The sequence below is a fragment of the Afipia birgiae 34632 genome (assembly GCF_000308295.2).
Lineage (GTDB): Bacteria > Pseudomonadota > Alphaproteobacteria > Rhizobiales > Xanthobacteraceae > Afipia > Afipia birgiae.
Genome location: NZ_HG326654.1, coordinates 572,132 through 594,597 on the forward strand (window position 1 = coordinate 572,132; position 22,466 = coordinate 594,597).

Genomic DNA, 22,466 nt, shown 5'->3' on the forward strand with positions numbered 1-22,466 from the left:
AGGAGCGTCAGCGACGAAGCAATCCAGTTTTTTGCAGTCTGGGTTGCTTCGCTTCGCTCGCAATGACGACGGTCTTTTAGTCCTTGCCGCCCAGCGAGATGTCCGGCGCCTCGGGGCGCTTCATGCCGGTGACGTGATAGCCGGAATCGACGTGATGCACCTCGCCGGTGACGCCGCGCGACAGGTCGGACAGCAGATACATCGCGCTGTCGCCAACCTCTTCCTGCGTCACGTTGCGGCGCAGCGGCGCGTTGGCCTCGTTCCACTTCAGGATGTAACGAAAATCGCCGATGCCCGATGCCGCGAGCGTTTTGATCGGTCCCGCCGAGATGGCGTTGACGCGGATGTTCTTCTCGCCGAGGTCGGCTGCGAGATAGCGCACGCTGGCTTCCAGCGCGGCCTTGGCGACGCCCATCACGTTGTAATGCGGCATCCACTTTTCCGCGCCGTAATAGGACAGCGTCAGGATCGAGCCGCCGTCGGTCATCAGGTGTTCGGCGCGCTGGGTGATCGCGGTCAGCGAGTAGCACGAGATCAGCATGGAGTTGGTGAAGTTCTCCTGCGTGGTCTCGAGATAGCGGCCGTCGAGCTGATCCTTGTCCGCGAACGCAATGGCGTGGACGACGAAATCGATCTTGCCCCACTGCTTCTTCACTTCCGCGAACACCGCGTCGATGGTCGCCGGATCGGTGACGTCGCAATGGCCGAGCGTGATCGCGCCGAGTTCCTTCGCCAGCGGCTCAACGCGCTTTTTCAGCGCATCGCCCTGCCAGGTGAACGCGAGTTCCGCGCCCTGATCGCGGCACGATTTCGCGATCCCGTAGGCAATCGAGCGGTTGTTCGCCACACCGAGGATAACGCCGCGCTTGCCGCGCATCAGGCCCATATTTTCAGCCATCAAACCAAGTCCAGATTGTCGCGTGAAGGGACGCCCCTCATGACATAGGCTCCAAGGCCGTTCAAGCCGGACAAGCGGCCCAGCCCTAACCATAACGGGCAAAACCGCCGGAATACTCCCCTGTTTGCGGTGTTTTTCAGAGTAGAACGGCAAATGCGCCGCCGCACCGCACGGGCCCTGGATGAGCAACGATTTCCGCCATAGCGTCGAGACCATGATCCCGGCCCTGCGGCGCTACGCTCGCGCGCTGGCGCGGGATTCGGACATTGCCGATGATCTGGTGCAGGACACGCTGGTGCGGGCGCTGCGCTCGGAGAAGCTGTTCCTGGGCGGTGATCTGCGCGCCTGGCTTTACACGATCCTGACCAACCTGAACCGCAACCGCCGCCGCTCGCTGGCGCGGCAGCCGGCGATGATGGAATTGCACGACACCACCGCCGACGCCTCCGGCACCGAGGCCGAAGGCCGCGACATTTCCCGCGCGCTCGCCACGCTGGCAGAAGACCAGCGCGCGGTTCTGCTGCTGGTGGTGCTGGAAGGTCTGAGTTACCGCGACGTTGCCGACATTCAGGGTGTGCCGATCGGCACGGTGATGTCGCGGCTCGCCCGTGCGCGGGCACACGTAAGGGCCGTCATCGAGGGCGAACGCCCGGCGCTACGGCGAGTGAAGTGAGACACGACAGGGGACGAGCGAAATGGACTTGATGCGCGATGAATGGGGAGACCCGCTTTCTTCTCCCTCTCCCGTCTGGAGAGGGTGGCGCGCTGAACGCCATGCGATCGGCGCGCGGGGTGGAGGTAAACTCTGTACCTTGCGTAACCTCCACCCCACTTATGCGCGAACATGATGCCAGTGCTGCCGCAAGATACTGAAGACGAGAGACACCGCCAATGACCGACGACCACAACATTCCCGTCACCGAGGACGAGCTTCACGCCTACGTGGACAACGAACTCCCCGCGGAGCGGCGCGTGGCGGTCGAGGCGTGGCTCGCGGCTCATCCCGACGACGCGGCGCGGGTGACATCATGGCGCACGATGAGCGACGCGCTGCATGCGAAATACGCTGCGGTTGCGGACGAGCCGGTGCCGCCTCGCCTCTCGGTCGATCAGTTGTCGCGGCCGCCGCGCCGCTGGATGATGGGCGCCATCGCCGCGTTCCTGCTGGCGTTCGCCGTTGGCGGCGGCGTCGGCTGGGTTGCCCGCGGCACGAACACAACGACATCGACATTCGCGCACTTCACCGGCGACGCGCTCGATGCGCACAAGCTTTATGTGGTCGAGGTGCGCCATCCGGTGGAAGTGGCGGGCAGCGAGCGTGCGCATCTTCAGCAGTGGCTGTCGAAGCGCTGCGGTTACGAGGTTCGTGCGCCCGAACTCGATGCGACCGGACTGAAGCTGGTCGGCGGGCGGCTGCTGCCCGGCCCGACCGGTCCTGCCGCGTTCCTGATGTATGAGACCGCGTCAGGCGAACGGTTTACGATCTATGCATCGCGCGCCAAGACCGAAACGACGCAGATGCGCTACGCCAGCAACGGCGGCAACGGCGCGTTGTTCTGGGCCGATCGCGGCGTCGGTTATGTGGTGAGCGGAAGCGCCGACCGCGACCGCCTCACGCAGGTCGCGCAGATGGTCTACGACCAGAACGAGAAGGCCGGACTGTAACCAGCAAGCGACTGTCATAGAAAGCCGTCATTGCGAGGAGCACTTGCGACGAAGCAATCCAGTCTAGCGTATTACTTCTGGATTGCTTCGCGTAGCCTGTCATCGGGCGGCGCTCTGCGCCGACCCGGTGGCTCGCAATGACGCGCTTCTCCTTATTCCTTGCTGGCCAGCACCTTGTCGATGCGGCGAGCGTCGAGATCGACCACCTCGAACCGCCAGCCATCCGCGCTGATGCCCTGGCCCACCGACGGAATCGCGCCGAATTTTTCGAGCAGGTAACCGGCGCATGTCTGGTAGGGGCGCGATGCGGGCAACGCAATGTCGAGCAGGCGCGCGAACTCCAGCGCCGGCATCCATCCCGAGACGAGATACGAGCCGTCGTCGCGCTTGACGAAAGCCGGTTCGGCCGGTCCCTCCTCGGTGTGAAAGCTGCCGACGATGGATTCGAGAATGTCGGCGCTGGTGACGACGCCCTGAAACGTGCCGTACTCGTCGTGCACCAGTCCCATGTGAACCGGAGAGTCGCGAAGAATCGCGACCACGTCGCGCGCGTCGACGGTTTCCGGAATCACCGGCGCTTCCCGGATCAGGTCGCGAATGTCGGGCTCCTTGCCCGAAAGATACGCATCCAGCATATCCTTGGCCTGTACGATGCCGAGCGTTTCCTCGCCGTCGAACACCGGCAGGCGGGAGTGCGAACTTTGCTTGAACGCGAAGCGGATCGCTTCGGGCGGCTCCGACAGGTTGATCATGGCGACCTCATGGCGCGGCGTCATCACCGCACCGACCGGAAGATCGCCGAGCCGCATCACGCCTGCGATCATTTCCTTCTCGCCGGGTTCGAGCACCCCGGCATTCTCCGCTTCCACCACGAGCGTATGAATTTCCTCTTCGCTCACTTTCTCCTCGGCGTCGCCGCGATGGCCGAGCATCCAGAGCAGGGCCTTGCCCGAGCGATCGAGAACCCACACCAGCGGCAGCGACACCTTCGCAAGCACGACCATGGCCGGCGCGACCTTCACGGCCACCGCTTCCGGATCGCGCAGCGCGATCTGCTTCGGCACGAGTTCACCGACGATGAGTGAGGCATATGTGATCAGCGTGACGACGACGCCGACACCAACTGCATCGGCGACGCCTTGCGACCATCCGGCACTCATCAGCCACGCGGACAGGCGCGCGCCGAGCGTCGCACCGGAGAACGCACCCGAGAGCACGCCAACGAGCGTGATGCCGATCTGGACGGTGGAGAGAAATTTTCCGGGATCGGATGCCAAAGCGAGCGCACGCCGCGATCCGCTCACACCCTTTTCAACCAGGCCGGTTAACCGCGCCGGGCGGGAAGACACAATGGCAAGCTCCGACATCGCGAGCAGGCCGTTGATGACAATGAGAACGGCGACAATTCCAAGTTCAAGTAACAAGTTGTTCCTTTGCGGTAAAATACTCTAACCACTGGCGCCGAGTGATAGCATGCCGATAGCTCACATGCAGCATCGCCATCGCCGCAGGCCGTGTGACACGGGGAAATATCCGCATATCAGCGATCAAGCCCGCTGCAGCGCCAGTGTGACACCGCCCAGCGTGAACGCCATCGCCAGCACTTCCTTGATCCCGAGTGGTTCGCCCACCATCACAGCGGCGGACACCACGCCGATGACGGGAACCAGCAACATGCCGGTGGATGCGGTCGCAGGAGGCAGGCGGCGCAAGGTTTCGAACCAGGTGAGGTAACACACACCCATCGGAATGATCGTCATGTAGACGATCAGCGCCCAGCCTGTGAACGACACCGTCTGAAAATCCGGTATCTCGAACAACAGGCCGAAGATGAGCATCGCAAGGCAACCGAGCCCGACCTGCCATGCCACAAGCGCAACCGGCGGCACCGGTATCGGCGCGCGATTGATGACATTGCCGAGTGCAAAAAGGATTGCAGCCGAGAGCGCCAGCGAGGCGCCGGCCAGCTTCTCATAAGTGAAAGTGAATCCTTCCCCGCCGAACAGGATCACGATCCCGATGATTCCGAGACACAGGGAGACAACATTGCGAAGCGTCGGCCGCATTCCCAGCAGCGGCCATGCAAACAGCGTCGCCCAGATCGGCATCGTGTAAGCCAGCAGCGCGCCTTCGCTCACGCTGACCCATTTCATGGCGACGGTGCCAAAGCCCATCCAGGCAATGACATTGGTGAATGTCGCGAACAGCAGACACGGGATGGCTTCGCGCGGCACGCTCAATCGCTCATGACGGCCCAGCGCGACAATTGCCAGAATGAGAGATGCAGTGACGCCCGCCAGTCCGCGCGCGGACAACGGCGGCAATTCGCGCAGCAACAGCTTCATGAAAGGCCAGTTCAGGCCCCACCCTAACGCTGTGATCCCAAGACAAGCGACACCGATCCATCGCGAGTGGCCATGTGAGTTACCCATGGATGCGATGTTACGACCGGTCGACGTGATTCGGCTTTATTCGCCGGTGACGGCTTCCGGCTCGGTTGCCTTGACGATGGCCAGCTTCTTCGGAGCGGCCTTTTTCTTTTTCGGCTCCACCGGTGGCGGATTGGCGGCGTCGTGCGCCTCCTTCGCCAGCCGCAGCGCCTTCAGGCGCTCCATGTTCCTGCGGACGTCGACATATTCCTTGTCGACCTGGGCGAGAGCCTGTGCGCCCTCGATCTTGGCCAGACGCTGCTTTTCGAGGCGGGCCAGTTGTTCGGGAGTTTGCGGCTTGGTCTGCGATTTGCTGGTCATGATCAACATATGGGTATTCCGCCCCCCGATTGCCACCACTTGTAAATATCATTCCACAACGGAACTTTCCCGCAGCCAGCCGGCAGATTTGACAAAGCAACAGTATATGATTATATTCCTATTGTCCTGTTCGTGAGGGGCGCTTCTCGAGGGCGCTTTTGAAGCGGAGCAGGATGCGGCGCCCGCGCGCGTGTCTCGCACACACGCCGTCCGGGAGGCTGGGGTCAGCGTCCGGGCCAACTATGTGGCTCTGCTCATCGAGAGCTGGACGCGGACAGGATGAAGGCCGGCGAAAGCCAGCCGGATCGGGGCGCGTGTCGCGCTTGTCCTGTCCCGGAAGCACGCTCCCCTCGCCCAAAATCGCCGCTGATGGAGCGCCGTGAGGCGACGCGCTTCCCTTCGCACGGGAAGCGAAACAACACATTTGCGCCGCGCGGCGCTCCATGCCCCTCGTTGTTGCGAGGGGGCGCGATTGAAAGCCCACCTCGCGCGTTCATGCGCGGGAGCGATGACGCGCGTCTTTCGCTGGCGCGAATGGGGCAAATCCCACGCGCGCACGCTGTTTGAAAATTGAATTCGGAAGTCGAAGTGACGCACGCTATCGCATCGCACTCAATCGTCGTCCCCGCGCAAGCGGGGACCCATAACCACCGAGTATCGTGATAGCAGCAAGAAGATCGCTCCAGCATCCCCTCAAATCGAGAGCTTAGGAAGTATGGGTCCCCGCTTGCGCGGAGACGACCGGAGAGAGATCACGCGAGCAGCATGTCGAGTGCGAGCAACTGTAGGGAGTGAAGCGACACCCTCACTCGAAATCGCTGCGCGGATTCGCCGGATGCTCGGCGCGCCATTTTTCCATCAGCGCTTCAAGCTCCGCGTCGTTGGCGTCCGGCAGGACGATGCGCGTGGTCGCGAATAGATCGCCCGCACCGTCCGCTCCCGAAACGCCCTTGATCGGCATGCCCTTGCCCTTGAGGCGGAACGTGCGGCCCGATGACGTGTTCTTCGGAATCGACAGCTGCACTGCGCCGTCGAGCGTCGGCACCCGCACCTTGGCGCCGAGCACGGCTTCATACAGCGTGATCGGCAGTTCGAGCCGCAGATCGTTGCCATCAACCTTGAAGTACGGATGCGGCGCGATGTTCACGGTGATCAGCACGTCGCCAGGGCGATGACCGGGCGCGGTTTCGCCCTGTCCCTTGAGACGGATCTGCTGGCCGGCCGTGACGCCCGCCGGAATCTTGACGTTCAGTTCCTTGCCGGTCGGCAGCCGCACACGCCGCGTCGCGCCCTGCACCGCCTCCTCGAGCGCAACGCTCATGGTGACGTTGAGATCGAGATCGGCCGCAAACGGGGCGTCGTACTCGAACGTGCCCGCGCCACCGCGCGGACCGCCGGAACCGCCTCCCATTCCTGCGCCGGCCTGACCGCCGAACATGCTCTTGAGAATGTCTTCAAACGCACCGCCGCTGGCATAACCGCCCGCGCCCGGCCCGCCGGGATTTCCGCCGGTGCGGAACGAGTATTCGAAGCCACCCGCACCCGCGCGGCGTCCGCCGCCGCCTCCGGGGAAGCCGCTTTCAAAACTCTGAAACTTCGGTTTGCCCTCGGCGTCGATCTCGCCGCGATCGAACTGCTTGCGCTTGTCCTCGTCGCCAAGGATTTCATTCGCAGTGTTCAATTCGGCAAAGCGGTCGGCCGCTTTCGGGTCGCCCTTGTTGGCATCGGGATGGTGCTTCTTGGCGAGCTTGCGGAACGCGCTCTTGATCGCCGCAGAACTGGCACCCCGCTGCACCCCCAGGACCTCATAGGGGTCGCGCATTCGTCAGGTCTCCTTGGAATTCAGGTGAGGACCGAGCGGCCCTTTGCCCTGATGTGGGGTTTTCGTGACAATCCTGCAACGGGTTTCACCACTAGCAAGTATAAGTTTCCAGTGGAGTTTTGGATTTGACATTCGCTTCGCAGCGCTCGGCGTCGGCAGTTAGCGAATGTCAAATCCACTCCACTGGCGGTGTCAAAACTGCGATAGCGCGGCGATTCTGGCCGTGCGTTCAATCTACTGGCTGCGCCTTTAGCTTCGCTTCCAGGGCTTCATATGGCGGATTTCCCAGGCGCCCTTGTTCTGCTGACAGGCTTCGCCCTGCAGCCAGCCTTCATTGGTGCCGCGTACATAGCTCGCCAGGAAATCCCGGCAGGTCCGGCCCTCGGAGGTAAAGGTCGAGGCCAGCGGCGTGACCGAGCCGCGCGCGCCGGTCTCGGGGTTTTCCCAGGGCTGGCTGACGTCCTTCTGCCCCCGGGTCAGCACGTCGGAGGCGGCGTTCCGGGCCAGAGCCAGGTCGGTGTCGGTAAGATTGGTGTCATCGTGAGACCGCAGGATCGGGCCGATGGAGCCGGTGACGTCCAAGGCATCATCCTTCTTGGGCTCCTTGCTGAACATCGTGCCCATACTGCAACCGCCAGCGGAGCATCCCACAGCCACCAGCGATGCGGCCGCGATCAGCCGCCCGATCGGCGATAGGCCGCGGCCCTCGCGTACCCTATATAGGGAACGCTCGAGAACAGGCTTGGCACGAAGGGGCGCCAGGATACGCAACCGGATACTCCAGACATGAACAGTCCACACTCCATCAAAACCCCAGCCGAGTTAATTTCCGGTGATTTCACTGCCGCCGACGAGCCCTTTGGGCTTTTTGCGGTGTGGTTTGCCGAGGCGGTGAAGTCCGAGCCGAACGATCCCAACGCCATGGCGCTGGCGACCGTGGACCCGGACGGGCTCCCCGATGTGCGCATGGTGCTGCTGAAGGGTTTCGATACCGCCGGGTTCGTGTTCTACAGCCATACCGACAGCGCCAAGGGCCGCGAGCTCGCCGCCACCCCCAAGGCCGGACTGCTGTTCCATTGGAAATCGTTGCGCAGGCAGGTCCGCATCCGCGGCACCGTGAGCCGGGTCACCGACGCCGAGGCCGATGCCTATTTCGCCACCCGGCCGAAGCAGGCGCAGATCGGCGCCTGGGCCAGCAAGCAGTCGCAGCCGCTGGAAAGCCGGATGGCGTTCGAAAAGGCCATCGCGCTCAACACCGCGAAGTATGCCATCGGTGAGGTCCCCCGCCCCCCCGGCCTGGAGCGGCTGGCGCATCGCGCCGCAGGCGTTCGAGTTCTGGCACGACCGCCCGTTCCGCCTGCACGACCGCATCACATTCACGCGCGCCGCTCCCGATGCCGAATGGAGCAAGACACGGCTCTATCCCTGACCGATATTTTGTAAACGCGAACGCCGAAGGCGAGACCCTTATCCATGCCGACTTCAACACCTACCGATTCCAACGCGCCCAAGCGCACCTTGCTGCTGACCGGTGCCAGCCGCGGCATCGGCCACGCCACCGTGATCCGGTTTTCCAGCGCTGGTTGGCGCGTCATCACCTGCTCGCGACATCCATTTCCCGAACAATGCCCGTGGGGCGCCGGACCGGAAGACCATATCCAGGTCGATCTCGCCGATCACAACGACACCGCACGCGCCATCGATGAAATTCGCGAGCGGCTCGACGGTGGCGCACTGCACGCGCTGGTCAACAACGCCGCGATTTCGCCGAAGGGCAAGAACGGCGCGCGCATGGGCTCCATCGACACCGACGTCGATGCCTGGAGCCATGTGTTTCGCGTGAATTTCTTCGCGCCGATCATGATGGCGCGCGGACTGATCGAGGAATTGAAGGCGGCCAAGGGATCGGTGGTGAACGTCACGTCAATCGCCGGCTCGCGCGTGCATCCATTTGCAGGTGCGGCGTATGCGACTTCGAAAGCAGCGCTCGCATCACTGACGCGCGAGATGGCCGCCGACTTCGGCCGCGTCGGCGTCCGCGTCAATGCGATTGCGCCGGGCGAAATCGATACATCGATCCTGTCGCCGGGGACGGACAAGATCGTGCACGAGCAGATTCCGATGAATCGTCTCGGAACACCGGATGAAGTCGCGAAGATCATCTACGTGTTGTGCACGGAGACAAGCTCCTACGTGAACGGCGCGGAGATCCACATCAACGGCGGCCAGCACGTGTAAGAACACGCAAACGAAAAGAGCGGAGCCAAGGCCCCGCTCTCTCGTTCGATTGACGCAGCAAATCAGACGACAGTGATCTTGACGTCGAGGTTGTTACGCGTCGCGTTGGAATACGGGCAAACCTGATGTGCGGCGGCAACCAGCTTTTCCGCGTCGGCACGGGCAACGCCCGGCAGCGCCACGGCCAGCGCGACGTCGAGGCCGAAGCCGCCTTCCGAGCGCGGGCCGATGCCGACGTCAGCCGTCACCGTCGCATCCGCCGGTACCTTGACGCCGACTGTACCCGAGACTGCCTTCATCGCGCCGATGAAGCAAGCCGAATAGCCGGCCGCGAAAAGCTGTTCGGGATTGTTGCCAGCCCCGCCGCCACCGCCGAGTTCCTTCGGGGTCGAAAGGCTGACCTGAAACGTGCCGTCCGTGGTGGAGGCTTTGCCATCGCGGCCTCCGGTTGCGGTGGCCTGGGTGCGGTAGAGAACTTTCGTGGGCATGGACTTCTCCTTGGGTTTCACTCGAGAGGCGGACCAGCAACCTTACGCTGCCTCCCGCCCGGGAACTGAACAGGACAATTTATATCGTGCGCGATATAGTCGCGCAATATATATTTCACATAATAGCCCTGTAAATGCGTTGCGCGATTCAATCGCGCGCGCCTTAAATAGGAATAGCGGTCCGCTCGCCGGACCAACTTGAGGAGTAGCCATGGCCGCCCGCCTCACGGTGGACGATCTGTTGAAGATCGACAATTTCGTCTGCTTCGCCCTGTACTCGGCGGGGCACGCCTTCACGCGGCTGTACAAGCCCCTGCTCGACCCGCTGGGGCTCACCTATCCGCAGTATCTGGTGATGGCCGTGCTGTGGGAGAAGGACGGCAGAACGGTCGGCGAGATCGGTGAGAAGTTGTTGCTGGAATCGAGCACACTTACACCGATGCTCAAGCGACTGGAGACGGCGGGCATGGTTCGCCGGACAAGGGATCAAGACGACGAACGGGTAGTGCGAATTCAATTGACGCCAAAAGGCGCTGAATTGAAACAGAAGGCGGTCGAGATTCCGCAAGCGATCGGCTGCGCGACCAACATCACGGTCCCCGAAGTGATGAAGCTGACCGCCGATATCAAGGCGCTGCGTGAAAAGCTGCTCGCCGCGCAGGCGGCGTAAGCTTAACCCGCCTTGCGTTGACGCGCTGTCGAGCGGCCAGCTTTTTTTGCAGCACGCGGCGCCGGACGAGACGCGCGCGCCGGTCGCTGAGCAGGCGCCTTGCCCTTCAGGCTCTGCTTCAAAGCATCCATCAAACTAATGACGTTGTCAGCCTTCGCAGGCTTCTCGGCAGACTTGATGGTCTTGCCGGATGCCTTTTGTTTAACCATTGCCTTCAGCGCATTTTCGTATTCGTCCTCGAATTTGGAGGCGTCGAAGTTCGCCGCCTTGCTATCGAGAATATGCGCCGCGAGTTCGACCATGTCCTTCGAGATTTTCGGTGTCTTGATGTCGGCGAAGAAATCTTCCTCGTTACGCACCTCATAGGCATATCGCAGCGTGGTTGCGATCAGGCCCTTGCCGAGCGGCTCGATCGCCACGATGCGTTCGCGATTTGACAACACGACGCGAGCAAGCGCCACGCGATCCTGATCCTTCATCGCATCGCGGATCACCGCAAAGGCATCGATGCCGGCATTACCGTCCGGAACCATGTAATAGGGACTGTCCAGATATCTGCGGTCGATCTCGTCACGCGGGACGAAGTTGTCGATGTCGATGGTGTGGTTGCTCTCGAGCTGAACCGCTTCCAGTTCCTCTTTCTCGATCTGGACGTATTCGCCCTTGCTGACTTCGTAGCCGCGGCCCTTCTGTTCCTTCTCGACCACTTCGCCGGTTTCAGAATCGACCATCTGCTGCTTCAGCCGGTTTCCGGTTTCGGTATTGATCATGTGAAAGCGGGTTCGTTCAACCGTGGTCGAGGCGGGATAGAGCGCCACCGGGCAAGTGACCAGCGACAGCTTCAGCGAACCCTTCCAGTACGCACGCGGCAACATCGGCAACCTCCAACTCAAACGCATACCTGTGACGGAACCTCAACAGAAACCGCAGGTTTTGGTTCCTGAACGACCGCCTGATGGCGCATGATACATCGTTCCGGGTTTATTGCACCGTTGGGAATGCCTCGCCGTGACCCAAAAGAAGCTTAAGGTTTACCGAACAAAACGTGATTTCACCAAGACGGCCGAGCCAAGCGGTCGCACACCCATCGCAACGGCCAAGGCACGCCGGTTTGTGATTCAGAAGCATGATGCGACACGACTGCATTATGACCTGCGGCTGGAGTTCGGCGGCGTGTTCAAGTCCTGGGCCGTGACGCGCGGCCCTTCGCTCGACCCGAAAGACAAACGTCTCGCCGTCGAGGTGGAAGATCATCCGCTCGACTACGGCGATTTCGAAGGCACCATTCCCAAAGGCCAGTATGGTGGCGGCACCGTGCAGCTATGGGACCGCGGCTATTGGCTATCGGACGATCCTGAACGCGGTTTCAAAAAAGGAGACCTCAAATTCGCGCTGGAAGGCGGCAAGCTCCATGGCGAGTGGGTATTGGTGCGAATGAAGCATGACCGCAACGGCGGCAAGCGCACCAACTGGCTGCTGATCAAGCACCGCGACGAATATGCCCGCGAAGGCAAGGCGAACGATATTCTCGACCACGACACGTCTGTCGCTTCCGGCCGTACGATGGCCGAGATCGCTGCCGGCAAGGGCCGGACCCCGACGCCGTTCATGACGGGCAAATCCAAACGCGCGGCTGCAGATGCCGTATGGGATTCGAACAAAGGCCTTGCGGCTGACGAGCGCGGCAAAAAAGGAAACGCCAGAACTTCAGCCACAAGAGAAAAGCCTGCCGCCAGAAACGCAAAACCCAAAGCGCGCGCTGAGAAACTTCCCGATTTCGTCGAGCCGCAGTTGTGCGCATCGGTCGAAAATCCGCCCTCCAGCAGCAACTGGGTGCACGAGATCAAGTTCGACGGCTATCGGGTCCAGATGCGGATCGAAAACGGCGACGTCTCTTTGCGAACCCGCAAGGGTCTCGACTGGACCGAGAAATTTTCCACGATTGCCCAGCAGGCTGCGAAACTTCCTGATGCCATCATCGACGGCGAGGTTGTTGCGCTCGATCACGAAGGCCGCCCGAGTTTCGCCTCGTTGCAGGCGGCGCTGTCTGATGAGAGGACGGACAATCTGATCTTCTTCGCGTTCGACCTCCTCTTTGCGGGCGATGAAGACTTGCGCCGGCTTCCGCTATCCGACCGGAAGAAACGGCTCCAGCTTCTGCTCGACGGCAAGCGAAAGCGCAATGAGGGAACCATCCGCTACGTCGAGCATTTCGAGTCCAACGGCAACGCCATCATGGAATCCGCCCGCGCGCTGTCGCTCGAGGGCATCGTGTCAAAGAAAGTCACCGCACCCTATCGTTCAGGACGCTCGGAGAGCTGGACCAAGGCGAAGGTCCGCGCCGGACATGAGGTCGTGATCGGCGGATGGAAAAGCAACGGCGGCAAATTCCGCTCGCTGATGGTCGGCGTGCCGCGAAGCGGCCACCTCGCCTATGTCGGCGTCGTCGGCACAGGCTACGGACAGGCGACGGTCAAGCGGATCATGCCTGAGCTGAAGGCCCACGCCGCCGCCAGAAACCCGTTCGGAGGCGAGAACGCACCGAAAAAAGACACTGATGTGCACTGGCTGAAACCTGAACTCGTGGCCGAGATCGAGTTCGCCGGCTGGACCGGAGACAACATGGTCCGTCAGGCTGCGTTCAAGGGGTTGCGCAAGGACAAGTCGGCCAGCGAGGTAACCGCAGACAAGCCAGCCAACACTCATGTCGCAACGCTGTCGGCAAAGACGAACGGCAAGACTCCGGCGGCACCCGGCGCAGCTTCGCGTGGCGGCAACACCGTCATGGGCGTCACGATCTCCAATCCGGACAAGGCGATGTGGCCCGACGGCGGCGATGGCGCCCCCGTCACCAAGCTCGACCTCGCCCATTACATGGAGCAAGTCGGCGACTGGCTGATCGCGCATATCAATGGCCGGCCCTGTTCGATCATTCGTGCGCCGGACGGCATCGGCGGCGAAACATTCTTTCAGCGTCACGCCATGGCCGGCATGTCGAAGTTGCTCGATCTCGTGAAGGTCTCCGGTGATAAGAAGCCATATGTGCAGATCGATCGCGTGGAAGGCCTTGTCGCGGTGGCACAGATCGGGGGGCTCGAGCTGCATCCCTGGAACTGCGCGCCGGACGAGCCCGATGTACCTGGGCGGCTGGTGTTCGATCTCGATCCTTCGCCCAACGTCGCGTTTTCTGCAGTCGTCGACGCGGCACGCGAGATGCGTGAGCGACTAACGGATCTCGGGCTGGAAAGTTTTTGCAAGACCACAGGCGGCAAGGGCCTGCATGTCGTCACGCCGCTGAAGGACGCCAAGAAGGACAAGATCGACTGGAAGACAGCGAAGGCATTTGCGCAGGCCGTGTGCCAGCAGATGGCAGCGGACAGTCCCGAACATTACCTGCTCAACATGTCGAAGAAGCAGCGCGAGGGCAAAATCTTCCTCGACTATCTGCGCAACGACCGGACATCGACGGCGGTTGCGCCATTGTCGCCCCGCGCACGCGACGGTGCGCCGGTGTCGATGCCGACGACATGGGCGCAGGTGCGCAGCGACCTCGATCCGATGAAGTATACGTTGCGCACCGTGCCGACGCTGCTCGCGAAGACGAAGGCATGGGCCAATTACGACAGTGCTGCGCGATCAATCAAGGCCGCAATTGCGAAACTTGCGAAGTAGCTGGATGCTGGGTAGTGGGATGAGTCTTAAAGCCACCGCTTCCATTTGAAGAACAGATACGGCCCTATCGCTGCGATAAGCATTGCGGTCAGCGCTAGCGGATAACCCCAGGGATGCTCCAGCTCCGGCATCATCTTGAAGTTCATGCCGTAGATCGATGCGATCAGCGTCGGCGGCATCAGCACCACCGCCATCACCGAGAACAGCTTGATAATGTTGTTCTGCTCAAGATTGACGACGCCGAGCATGGCGTCGAGCACGAAGGTGATCTTGTTCGACAGATACGAGGCGTGATCGGTCAGTGATGACACGTCGCGCTGCAGGGTCTTGAACTGAGCCTTTTGCTCCTTGCTCCACCGCCCGGCGTCGGTCTCAACAGTCACGAAGGAAATCAGCCGGCCGATCGAGACGAGACTCTCACGGACCTTCGAGGTGAGGTCACCCTTCTTCCCGATAGTGAGCAGTATCTGCGAATAGGTGCGCGCGTGCCCGCGGTCAGCCGAAGGTTCGAAAATCTGCGAAGAAACCGCGTCCACATCCGCGCCGGCGCGTTCCAGGATATCTGCGCAGCGATCGATGACACCATCGAGTAATTCCAGAAGAACGCCGTCTCCCGTAATGCTAGGCGAACAGGTCCGCGCAAGTTTCGCCGCGATCAGCGCGAATGGTTTTGGCTCATCGTAACGCACGGTCACGAGACGATGATCGGTCAGGATAAACGTCACCGGCGTGGTGCGCGGATTGCCCGAGTCAGTCGCGCACATAAGGGTCGCGGTCATGTATCGCGCATTGTTTTCGATATAGAGGCGGCTGGAAATCTCGATTTCCTGCATGTCTTCGCGGGTCGGGATTTCGATGCCGACCAGCTTTTCGACCGCCTTGTCTTCGCCGGGCGAAGGCGTCTTGAGGTCAATCCAGATCGCATCGGGCGGGAGCGCGTCAGCCTCGACCTTGTCGAACTTCTTCAGGGAAGATGCAGTGGGGACGAAGACCGACAACATAGACGACTCCCGGAATCTTTTGGCGACTAACGTGTCGTCGATCTTCCCTCAAAGCGCAATCGTTCCGTTTCAGCGGCAAGACATACAACCGTCATGAAGGAAGACGCTGGGTCAAATCGACAGACGGCTTGAGCGATGTAGGGAATGACGAACCGGGTGCGGGTCGACGGGGGACAGCATCAGGAATAAAATCCAGATGCCCCGGCTAATCCAGACGAGGGCGGCGGCGATCCGCTGCATCGACGGCAGGGCAGACTTTTCCGCCGACGGACCGAAAGAGTTTGGCGGATAGATCAAAATGGCAGTGCACGATCCGTGCCTGGTGCGATTCGCCATACGATTTCGGACGCGCTCGGGGTGCGGCGGCTCACGGCCTCTGAAGGGCCAAATCCACAGGCCTGCCACGGTTTTGGGCACGCTCTGGTTTTTCCGCCCCCGCCCTGAGGCTCAAATGCCACAGGTGACGTGCTGCATAGCAAAATTGCTCCCGAAGCGCTGGAAAAACGGCCCGTTTCGGCGCAAATAAGGGGTAACGAAATCGGAAGCATCTTCCGACTAGATTCGGTGTGAAGACACGCCCAGCGCCCATTGGAACTTCGGAATGTCCTCGTTCGGCTCAAAAATTATCGTTCTCCTCGCAGGTCTTTCGCTTGCCGGCTGCATGCAGGCGACCTCGACCACTTACGAGAAGTCTCCGGAAGCCAGCCTGAAGCCTCGGGACAAGGAGCTTCTGGCCAAGGCGAAGTATGAAAAGGTCCCGGTCGCCGAGCCGTTCCGGCGCGCGATCGTGAACTATCATCGCAAGGAAACGCCGGGGTCCATCGTCGTGGATTCCGACAATCACTACCTGTACTACGTCCTAGATGGCGGCAAGGCGATCCGCTACGGCATTACCGTTGGCGAAGAAGCGCTTGCGTTCTCCGGTATTGCCCGCGTCGGCAACATGCAGGAATGGCCGAAGTGGACCCCGACTGCAGACATCCATAAGCGCATCGAAGGCCTGCCGCAGTCAGTGCCCGGCGGTCCTGACAATCCGCTCGGCGCCCGCGCGCTCTATCTCTATCAAGGCAACCGCGACACCCTGTTCCGCATTCACGGCACCAACCAGCCGGAATATATCGGCGCATCGATCTCGTCGGGCTGCATCCGCCTGACCAACGAGGATATTATCGATCTCTACAGCCGCGCCAAGCAGGGCTCGGTCGTGGTGGTGCTTGATCCGAAGCAGGGTGACTCGCCCTACAACTCCAAGATGGCCCAGCAGGGTGCGGGCGACGGATCGCGACCGTTCTGATCGCTTAGCATTTGTCTGAAAAGCGCCGGCTGGTCCGGCGCTTTTTTATTGCCGACTGGACTGGCGAGACAGCTTGCGGCGCGGCTTGGCGGGCGCCGCAGGCTTGTCGCCCTCGCCGCTTGAAGCCGCCGGAGATACATACTCTGAAGACTCGTCGGACTTGGCTTTCTCCTCGGCGGCGAGGCGCGGAGGAGCCTCCTCTGGCCGCACAGCCGGCATCAATGGCGCAACCGCCGGCAGCGGATCGTACACACCCCACTGGCAGAGCTTGTAGTTGTTGCGCCGCTGGGCGAGATCGAGATGGATGTGATCTTCGTGATACCAGTCCGAGCCTGGCCCAAGGACGGTGGTAAATCGCGCGCAGACCGAGGCCAGCACCTTTTCACGGATGTCGCGTGACGCGGTGCGATCGGTCAATGACAGCGTATTGCCATTGGCGAATTTCATGCCGCGCAAGTCCAGCGCATTGGCGAGCCCGTGTTCGGAAAGCTTCGCATTTTTGACCCGATTGCGGCCACGGCATTCGAATGAATCGAAGTTATCCAGTTCGCTGATCGTGGTGCCCAGCGCAGACGCCAGTGGCACCATATCGGCCCGGACCCAGTCTGCGACCGCGGCAGCCATCGTACAGCGCATGATCGCGGCAGGCTTCAGCGTCACCCGCTGGGTCGGTGAGAGCACGATCGCCTCCAGCCGGACGAGATCCTCGCCACCGCATCCTCCGGGACCCTTGATGGACGGGATCGAGGGGGCAATGGCGATGCTCTCAGTCAGCGCCTGCCTGCAGGCCGAAAGTTCGGGCGGTTTGGCCTCTCCGGGCTGCGGCAAGCGTGCTGGCTGATCGGCTGTACCGCCCTCGTCCTGCTGCGCCTTGTCATTTGCCGGGGCTTCAGCCGGGCGTGGTCGCGGCAGCGGCACATTTGCTTCCACCGAAGCGGCGCAGGTAAGGATCCCCGCAAACGCCAAGATAGCGAGCACCGGCAGCCAGCCGTTGGCATACCAGTCAGAAGGCCATTTGCGGGCCGCGTGGTCCGCGCTAAAGTTCATTCCAATCCCTTCGGGGAGCCGATCACACCAACAAAAAGACCGTCTTCAGGAGGAAATACCGAATGCTTGGATTGATGCAAAATTGGCCCTTGTTGTGTCATCGGATTATCGATCACGCAGCGGCAATTCACGGCAAGCAGGAAGTCGTGACGCGATCGGTCGAAGGGCCTATTCATCGCACCAATTACGCCGAAATTCGTGCCCGCGCGCTGAAAGTCGGCCAGCAGCTCGACAAGCATGGCATCAAGATCGGCGATCGCGTCGCTACCATCGCATGGAACACCTGGCGTCATCTCGAAGCATGGTACGGCATCATGGGCATCGGCGCCATTTGCCATACCGTCAATCCGCGGCTGTTCCCGGACCAGATCGTCTGGATCGTCAATCATGCGCAAGACCGCATCATGATGACCGACCTCACGTTTGTTCCGCTGCTGGAAAAGATCGCGGACAAAATGCCGTCTGTCGAACGCTTCATCGTGTTCACCGACAAGGCTCACATGCCGCAGACCACGCTGAAGAACGCGATCTCCTATGAAGAGTGGATCGCCGAGGTCGATGGCAACTTCCAGTGGAAGGAATTCGACGAGAATACCGCGGCCGCAATGTGCTACACTTCGGGCACTACCGGCGATCCGAAGGGCGTGCTCTATTCGCACCGATCGAACGTTCTCCATGCGCTGATGGCCAACAACACCGACGCGCTCGGCACCCGCGCCAGCGACACCATGTTGCCGGTGGTGCCGCTGTTCCACGCCAACAGCTGGGGCATCGCATTCTCGGCACCGACGATGGGTACCAAACTGGTGATGCCCGGCGCGAAGCTCGACGGCGCGTCGGTCTATGAACTGCTTTCCACCGAAAAGGTGACCTACACCGCCGGCGTGCCGACGGTGTGGCTGATGCTCCTGCAATACATGGCTGCCGAGAAGAAGACACTGCCCGATCTGAAAGTCCTGATCTGCGGCGGCTCGGCAATGCCGCGCTCCATGATCAAGGCCTTCGTCGATCAGGGCGTCGAGGTTCGCCACGCATGGGGCATGACGGAGATGAGCCCGATCGGCACCGTGGGCGCGCTCAAGCCGCCGTTCGCGACGCTGACCGGCGACCCCCGGCTCGATATCCTGCAAACGCAGGGTTATCCGCCGTTCGGCGTGCAGATGAAGATCACCGACGACAACGGCAAGGAACTGCCGTGGGACGGCAAGACCTTCGGGCGCCTCAAGGTGAGCGGACCGTCGATCTCGAAAGCCTACTATCGTGTCGAGACCAACATCCTCGACGACAAGGGCTTCTTCGACACCGGCGACGTCGCCACCATCGACGCCGATGCCTACATGCGGATCACAGACCGCTCCAAGGACGTAATCAAGTCGGGCGGAGAATGGATATCGTCGATCGATCTCGAAAACCTTGCGGTCGGCCATCCGAAGGTGCTGGAAGCCGCAGTCATCGGCGTCCACCATCCGAAATGGGACGAACGGCCGCTGCTGATCGTGCAGCTGAAACCTGAGCAGAAGGCAAGCCGTGACGAGATCCTGCAGTACATGGACGGGAAGATCGCAAAGTGGTGGATGCCGGACGATGTCCAGTTCGTGGACGCCATTCCGCACACCGCGACCGGGAAGATCTTGAAGACGGCACTCCGGGATCAGTTCAAGAACTACCAGTTCCCAACCGCAGCGGCCTGAGGTTGCTGGTCCGATTAGACATTATGCCCGGCCTCGCGCCGGGCATTTTCGTGCCTGGTTTCCAAACCAGCTTCCCTCCGGCCCTGAAAATGCGCTAGGTCACCGGCGCGCCCCTTTCAGCACCGGCGCAGGGAATGGATTCGAGGCATGGCCCGCCGGATTGCCGCCGCTTACCAGATGGAGCCGATCTCCGCTCTCGCCTCGTGGTCGCGGCGCCTTGCGGTGTTTTCGCTGCTCGCATCAATTGTTGCGGTCGTCATCGTCCGGTTCGGATTTCTCGACTTCAAGCCGGCGCTGACGACGTTCTTCGGCGCGCTCGCCTGTGCTGGCCTCTCAATCCTGGTTGGCCTCGCGGCCTTTGCGGCCATCTGGCAAAATGGCTCGCGCGGCATGAGTCGCATCCTGCTGGCCTTCCTGATCGACGCCACTATCCTTGCTTACCCGGCTTACCTCGCCTTCCAGTTCCGCACACTGCCGGCCATTCACGACATCACCACCGATCCGATCAACCCGCCGCGATTTGAGGCGCTGGCGCGGCTACGCGCGGGCGATGGCGCGAATCCTGCCGTCTATGCGGGTCTGTATTCCGCCGAACAGCAGCGCATCGCCTATCCCGATGTCGAGCCGATCAACATCGACGTGCCCGTTCTGAAAGCTTACGAGATGGCGCTGCGTCTGGTGAACCGGCACAAGTGGCTGGTGATCGACGAACGCCCGCCGCAGCCTCCACAGCGTATCGGCCGTATCGAGGCCGTGGCACGAACACCGATTATGGGCTTCCGCGAGGACGTCGCGATCCGCATCATGCCGGACGGCGACGGAGCGCGTGTCGACCTCCGCTCATCGTCCCGCTATTTCGAACATGACCTCGGCACCAACGCGGCGCGCATCATCAAGTTCGCGGAAGAGTTGAATGACGCAGTGGATACCGCGCAGCCGGTGAAAATGCTGATTACGCCGGCCAAGCCTCAGGCCAAGGGCGCAACCAAGCGATAACTGCCGTCGATGGTCGGATCGCCATCGGTCGCGACCACGTCGCGCGCAACCAGATCTTCAAGATGCGCCAATACCGAATAGCCGGCAGCGCCGACCAGTCGCGGATCGATGCCGATGTAGCTCGCGCGCACGATGGTCGGAATGTCGGCCTCACCCTTCGCCAGCCGGTGCAAAATCGACGCTTCGCGCGCCTGGCGGTGACGAATGAGAAACTTCACGAACCGCACGGCATCCGGAATTTCCGGGCCGTGACCGGAGAAATAGAGTTGCTCGTCGCGAAGCGCCAGCCTCTCGAGCGAGGCCATGTAGTCGACCATCGATCCGTCCGGTGGCGCCACGATCGAGGTCGACCAGCCCATCACGTGATCGCCGACGAACGTCAGCTTCCGTTCAGGCCAAGCGAAGGCGATGTGATTGGCGGTGTGTCCCGGGGTCGCGACAACTTCCAGCCGCCAGCCATCCCCCTCTACGACATCGCCATCCTTGAGGATGCGATCCGGACGGAAGTTCCAGTCGCCGCCGGACTCGGTGGCGCGGGTTTCAGTCGCATAGGCCGGTCGGGACGCGCGGTGCTGGCCTTCGGCGTAAACTGTCGCGCCAGTCGCGGCCTTGAGGCGGGCAACGCCGGGGGAATGATCGTTGTGGGTGTGAGTCACGAGGATATGCGTGACGGTCTCGCCACGCACCGCATCGAGCAGCGCCTGCGTATGAGCCTCATCGACCGGACCAGGATCAATGATCGCGACGTTACCCTTTCCGACGATGTAGCTTACCGTTCCGGTAAACGTGAACGGGCTGGGATTGTCGCACAACACCCGCCGGACGCCGGCGACCACTTCGTCCACGATACCGGGCGCGAGCTGAAAATCCCGGTTGAACGGAATATCGTCATTGACGCTCAAAGCTGAAACCTCACCTGATCGGGCGCGCTTACGAAAACGCCTGGATGCCGGTGATGGCGCGGCCGAGGATGAGGGCGTGCACGTCGTGGGTGCCCTCATAGGTGTTCACGGTCTCGAGATTCTGCGCGTGACGCATCACGTGATACTCGCTGGAGATGCCGTTGCCGCCGTGCATGTCGCGGGCGAGACGCGCGATGTCGAGCGCTTTGCCGCAGTTGTTGCGCTTCATGATCGAGATCATCTCCGGCGCCATCTTGCCTTCATCCATCAGGCGGCCGACGCGCAGCGAGCCCTGCAGACCCAGCGCGATCTCGGTCTCCATGTCAGCCAGCTTCTTCTGCACAAGCTGCGTCGCGGCCAATGGACGGCCAAACTGCTTGCGCTCGAGCGTGTACTGCCGCGCGCGGGCGAAGCAGTCTTCCGCCGCACCCATGGCCCCCCACGAAATGCCGTAGCGGGCGCGGTTGAGGCAACCGAAAGGTCCGGCAAGACCCGACACGTTCGGGAGCAGTGCGCTTTCCGGAACCACGACGCCGTCCATCACGACTTCGCCGGTGATCGAGGCGCGCAAACTTAGCTTGCCGCCGATCTTCGGCGCGGAGAGGCCCTTCATACCCTTCTCGAGGATGAAGCCGCGGACCTTGTTGTCATGCGCGGCGGATTTCGCCCACACCACGAACACGTCGGCGATCGGCGCGTTGGAAATCCACATCTTTGAGCCGGTCAGACGATAGCCGTCGGCGACCTTCTCGGCGCGCGTCTTCATGCCGTCCGGATCCGAACCGGCATCGGGCTCGGTGAGGCCGAAGCAGCCGACCCACTCGCCGGTAGCCAGCTTTGGCAGGTACTTCTTGCGCTGGGTCTCGTCGCCATAGGCGTAAATCGGATACATCACCAGCGACGACTGCACGCTGTTCATCGAGCGGTAGCCGGAATCGATCCGCTCGATCTCGCGCGCCACAAGGCCATAGGCAACGTAGCTCGCGTTGGCGCAGCCATACTCTTCCGGAAGCGTGACGCCGATCAGGCCGAGTTCGCCCATCTCGTTGAAGATTTCGCGATCCGTCTTTTCTTCGAGATAGGCCTGCGTCACCCGCGGCAGCAGCTTGTCCTGAGCATAGGCCCGCGCCGTGTCGCGGATCATCCGCTCGTCCTCGGTCAACTGATCGTCAAGCAGGAACGGATCGTCCCAATGGAATGTCGCCTTGGCGGGCTTGTCCTTGGTCTGCGGACGGGCACTCATGACAGTATCCTTTCAGCTACATCATCTGCTGCTCTGAAATCACGATAAATCGTCGGCGTCAGGTTGCAAGCGCAAAACCAGTTCCCGAA

General features: G+C 61.6%; 20 protein-coding genes and 1 pseudogene. 9 read left to right on the forward strand and 12 right to left on the reverse strand.

Going from position 1 to position 22,466, the window contains the following annotated elements:
• Positions 1 to 76: 76 nt before the first annotated feature.
• The gene (gene fabI / locus BN32_RS21395; RefSeq protein WP_019195967.1) at positions 77 to 898 is read right to left on the reverse strand and encodes an enoyl-ACP reductase FabI; all 822 of its coding nucleotides are present in this window, start codon (positions 896 to 898) and stop codon (positions 77 to 79) included.
• Between the two features lie 181 nt (positions 899 to 1,079).
• Between fabI and BN32_RS21400 the strand changes: the two genes are divergently transcribed.
• Both BN32_RS21400 and BN32_RS21405 read left to right on the forward strand, forming a co-directional pair.
• Complete coding sequence (locus tag BN32_RS21400) at positions 1,080 to 1,571, forward strand: sigma-70 family RNA polymerase sigma factor (protein ID WP_019195966.1); 492 nt, start codon at positions 1,080 to 1,082, stop codon at positions 1,569 to 1,571.
• Between the two features lie 218 nt (positions 1,572 to 1,789).
• Positions 1,790 to 2,563: an anti-sigma factor family protein gene (locus BN32_RS21405; protein WP_019195965.1), complete on the forward strand. Its 774-nt coding sequence runs from the start codon at positions 1,790 to 1,792 to the stop codon at positions 2,561 to 2,563.
• A gap of 152 nt (positions 2,564 to 2,715) precedes the next feature.
• Here BN32_RS21405 and BN32_RS21410 read toward each other — a convergent pair whose 3' ends face one another.
• The 5 genes from BN32_RS21410 to BN32_RS21430 all read right to left on the reverse strand — a co-directional run bounded on the left by BN32_RS21410 (position 2,716) and on the right by BN32_RS21430 (position 7,906).
• A complete protein-coding gene (locus tag BN32_RS21410) occupies positions 2,716 to 3,987 on the reverse strand; it encodes a hemolysin family protein (protein ID WP_019195964.1) in 1,272 nt (423 codons plus the stop codon).
• Positions 3,988 to 4,110: 123 nt separating this feature from the next.
• Positions 4,111 to 4,995, reverse strand: a complete 885-nt coding sequence (locus BN32_RS21415) for a DMT family transporter (RefSeq protein ID WP_040427171.1) — start codon at positions 4,993 to 4,995, stop codon at positions 4,111 to 4,113.
• A gap of 36 nt (positions 4,996 to 5,031) precedes the next feature.
• Positions 5,032 to 5,322, reverse strand: a complete 291-nt coding sequence (locus BN32_RS21420) for a hypothetical protein (protein WP_019195962.1) — start codon at positions 5,320 to 5,322, stop codon at positions 5,032 to 5,034.
• 796 nt (positions 5,323 to 6,118) lie between these two features.
• The gene (locus tag BN32_RS21425) at positions 6,119 to 7,135 is read right to left on the reverse strand and encodes a DnaJ C-terminal domain-containing protein (protein WP_019195961.1); all 1,017 of its coding nucleotides are present in this window, start codon (positions 7,133 to 7,135) and stop codon (positions 6,119 to 6,121) included.
• 249 nt (positions 7,136 to 7,384) lie between these two features.
• Positions 7,385 to 7,906: an RT0821/Lpp0805 family surface protein gene (locus BN32_RS21430; protein ID WP_082757413.1), complete on the reverse strand. Its 522-nt coding sequence runs from the start codon at positions 7,904 to 7,906 to the stop codon at positions 7,385 to 7,387.
• Between the two features lie 15 nt (positions 7,907 to 7,921).
• Between BN32_RS21430 and pdxH the strand changes: the two are divergent.
• Positions 7,922 to 8,564, forward strand: a pseudogene (gene pdxH, locus BN32_RS21435) (pyridoxamine 5'-phosphate oxidase).
• Positions 8,565 to 8,608: 44 nt separating this feature from the next.
• Complete coding sequence (locus BN32_RS21440) at positions 8,609 to 9,373, forward strand: SDR family NAD(P)-dependent oxidoreductase (RefSeq protein WP_019195959.1); 765 nt, start codon at positions 8,609 to 8,611, stop codon at positions 9,371 to 9,373.
• 62 nt (positions 9,374 to 9,435) lie between these two features.
• Here BN32_RS21440 and BN32_RS21445 read toward each other — a convergent pair whose 3' ends face one another.
• The gene (locus BN32_RS21445; RefSeq protein WP_019195958.1) at positions 9,436 to 9,861 is read right to left on the reverse strand and encodes an organic hydroperoxide resistance protein; all 426 of its coding nucleotides are present in this window, start codon (positions 9,859 to 9,861) and stop codon (positions 9,436 to 9,438) included.
• A gap of 211 nt (positions 9,862 to 10,072) precedes the next feature.
• Here BN32_RS21445 and BN32_RS21450 point away from each other — a divergent pair, with 211 nt between their 5' ends.
• A complete protein-coding gene (locus tag BN32_RS21450) occupies positions 10,073 to 10,531 on the forward strand; it encodes a MarR family winged helix-turn-helix transcriptional regulator (protein ID WP_019195957.1) in 459 nt (152 codons plus the stop codon).
• Between the two features lie 2 nt (positions 10,532 to 10,533).
• Here the strand turns inward: BN32_RS21450 and ku are convergent, their stop codons facing one another.
• Positions 10,534 to 11,406 carry a non-homologous end joining protein Ku gene (gene ku / locus BN32_RS21455; protein WP_019195956.1) on the reverse strand — a complete coding sequence of 291 codons (873 nt, stop codon included), beginning with the start codon at positions 11,404 to 11,406 and terminating at the stop codon, positions 10,534 to 10,536.
• A 133-nt stretch (positions 11,407 to 11,539) separates the two neighbouring features.
• On the opposite strand from ku, the gene ligD reads away from it, so the two are divergent.
• Positions 11,540 to 14,203 (forward strand): DNA ligase D, encoded by a 2,664-nt coding sequence (gene ligD, locus BN32_RS21460; RefSeq protein WP_040427174.1) that lies wholly within the window; start codon positions 11,540 to 11,542, stop codon positions 14,201 to 14,203.
• 26 nt (positions 14,204 to 14,229) lie between these two features.
• Here the strand turns inward: ligD and BN32_RS21465 are convergent, their stop codons facing one another.
• A complete protein-coding gene (locus BN32_RS21465; protein ID WP_019195955.1) occupies positions 14,230 to 15,204 on the reverse strand; it encodes a magnesium transporter CorA family protein in 975 nt (324 codons plus the stop codon).
• A 601-nt stretch (positions 15,205 to 15,805) separates the two neighbouring features.
• On the opposite strand from BN32_RS21465, the gene BN32_RS21475 reads away from it, so the two are divergent.
• Entirely contained in the window at positions 15,806 to 16,498 is a 693-nt protein-coding gene (locus BN32_RS21475) for a L,D-transpeptidase (RefSeq protein ID WP_019195953.1), read from the forward strand.
• Between the two features lie 45 nt (positions 16,499 to 16,543).
• On the opposite strand, the gene BN32_RS21480 is transcribed toward BN32_RS21475, so the two are convergent.
• Positions 16,544 to 17,545: an extensin family protein gene (locus BN32_RS21480; RefSeq protein ID WP_019195952.1), complete on the reverse strand. Its 1,002-nt coding sequence runs from the start codon at positions 17,543 to 17,545 to the stop codon at positions 16,544 to 16,546.
• A 62-nt stretch (positions 17,546 to 17,607) separates the two neighbouring features.
• Here BN32_RS21480 and BN32_RS21485 point away from each other — a divergent pair, with 62 nt between their 5' ends.
• Both BN32_RS21485 and BN32_RS21490 read left to right on the forward strand, forming a co-directional pair.
• The gene (locus BN32_RS21485; RefSeq protein ID WP_019195951.1) at positions 17,608 to 19,236 is read left to right on the forward strand and encodes a fatty-acid--CoA ligase; all 1,629 of its coding nucleotides are present in this window, start codon (positions 17,608 to 17,610) and stop codon (positions 19,234 to 19,236) included.
• Positions 19,237 to 19,383: 147 nt separating this feature from the next.
• Positions 19,384 to 20,232 carry a DUF1499 domain-containing protein gene (locus tag BN32_RS21490; protein WP_019195950.1) on the forward strand — a complete coding sequence of 283 codons (849 nt, stop codon included), beginning with the start codon at positions 19,384 to 19,386 and terminating at the stop codon, positions 20,230 to 20,232.
• Here BN32_RS21490 and BN32_RS21495 read toward each other — a convergent pair.
• Both BN32_RS21495 and BN32_RS21500 read right to left on the reverse strand, forming a co-directional pair.
• Positions 20,205 to 21,134 (reverse strand): MBL fold metallo-hydrolase, encoded by a 930-nt coding sequence (locus tag BN32_RS21495; RefSeq protein WP_019195949.1) that lies wholly within the window; start codon positions 21,132 to 21,134, stop codon positions 20,205 to 20,207. The genes BN32_RS21490 and BN32_RS21495 overlap by 28 nt on opposite strands.
• Positions 21,135 to 21,162: 28 nt before the next feature.
• Positions 21,163 to 22,377, reverse strand: coding sequence for an acyl-CoA dehydrogenase (locus BN32_RS21500; RefSeq protein ID WP_019195948.1), 1,215 nt, complete (start codon positions 22,375 to 22,377; stop codon positions 21,163 to 21,165).
• Positions 22,378 to 22,466 lie beyond the last annotated feature (89 nt).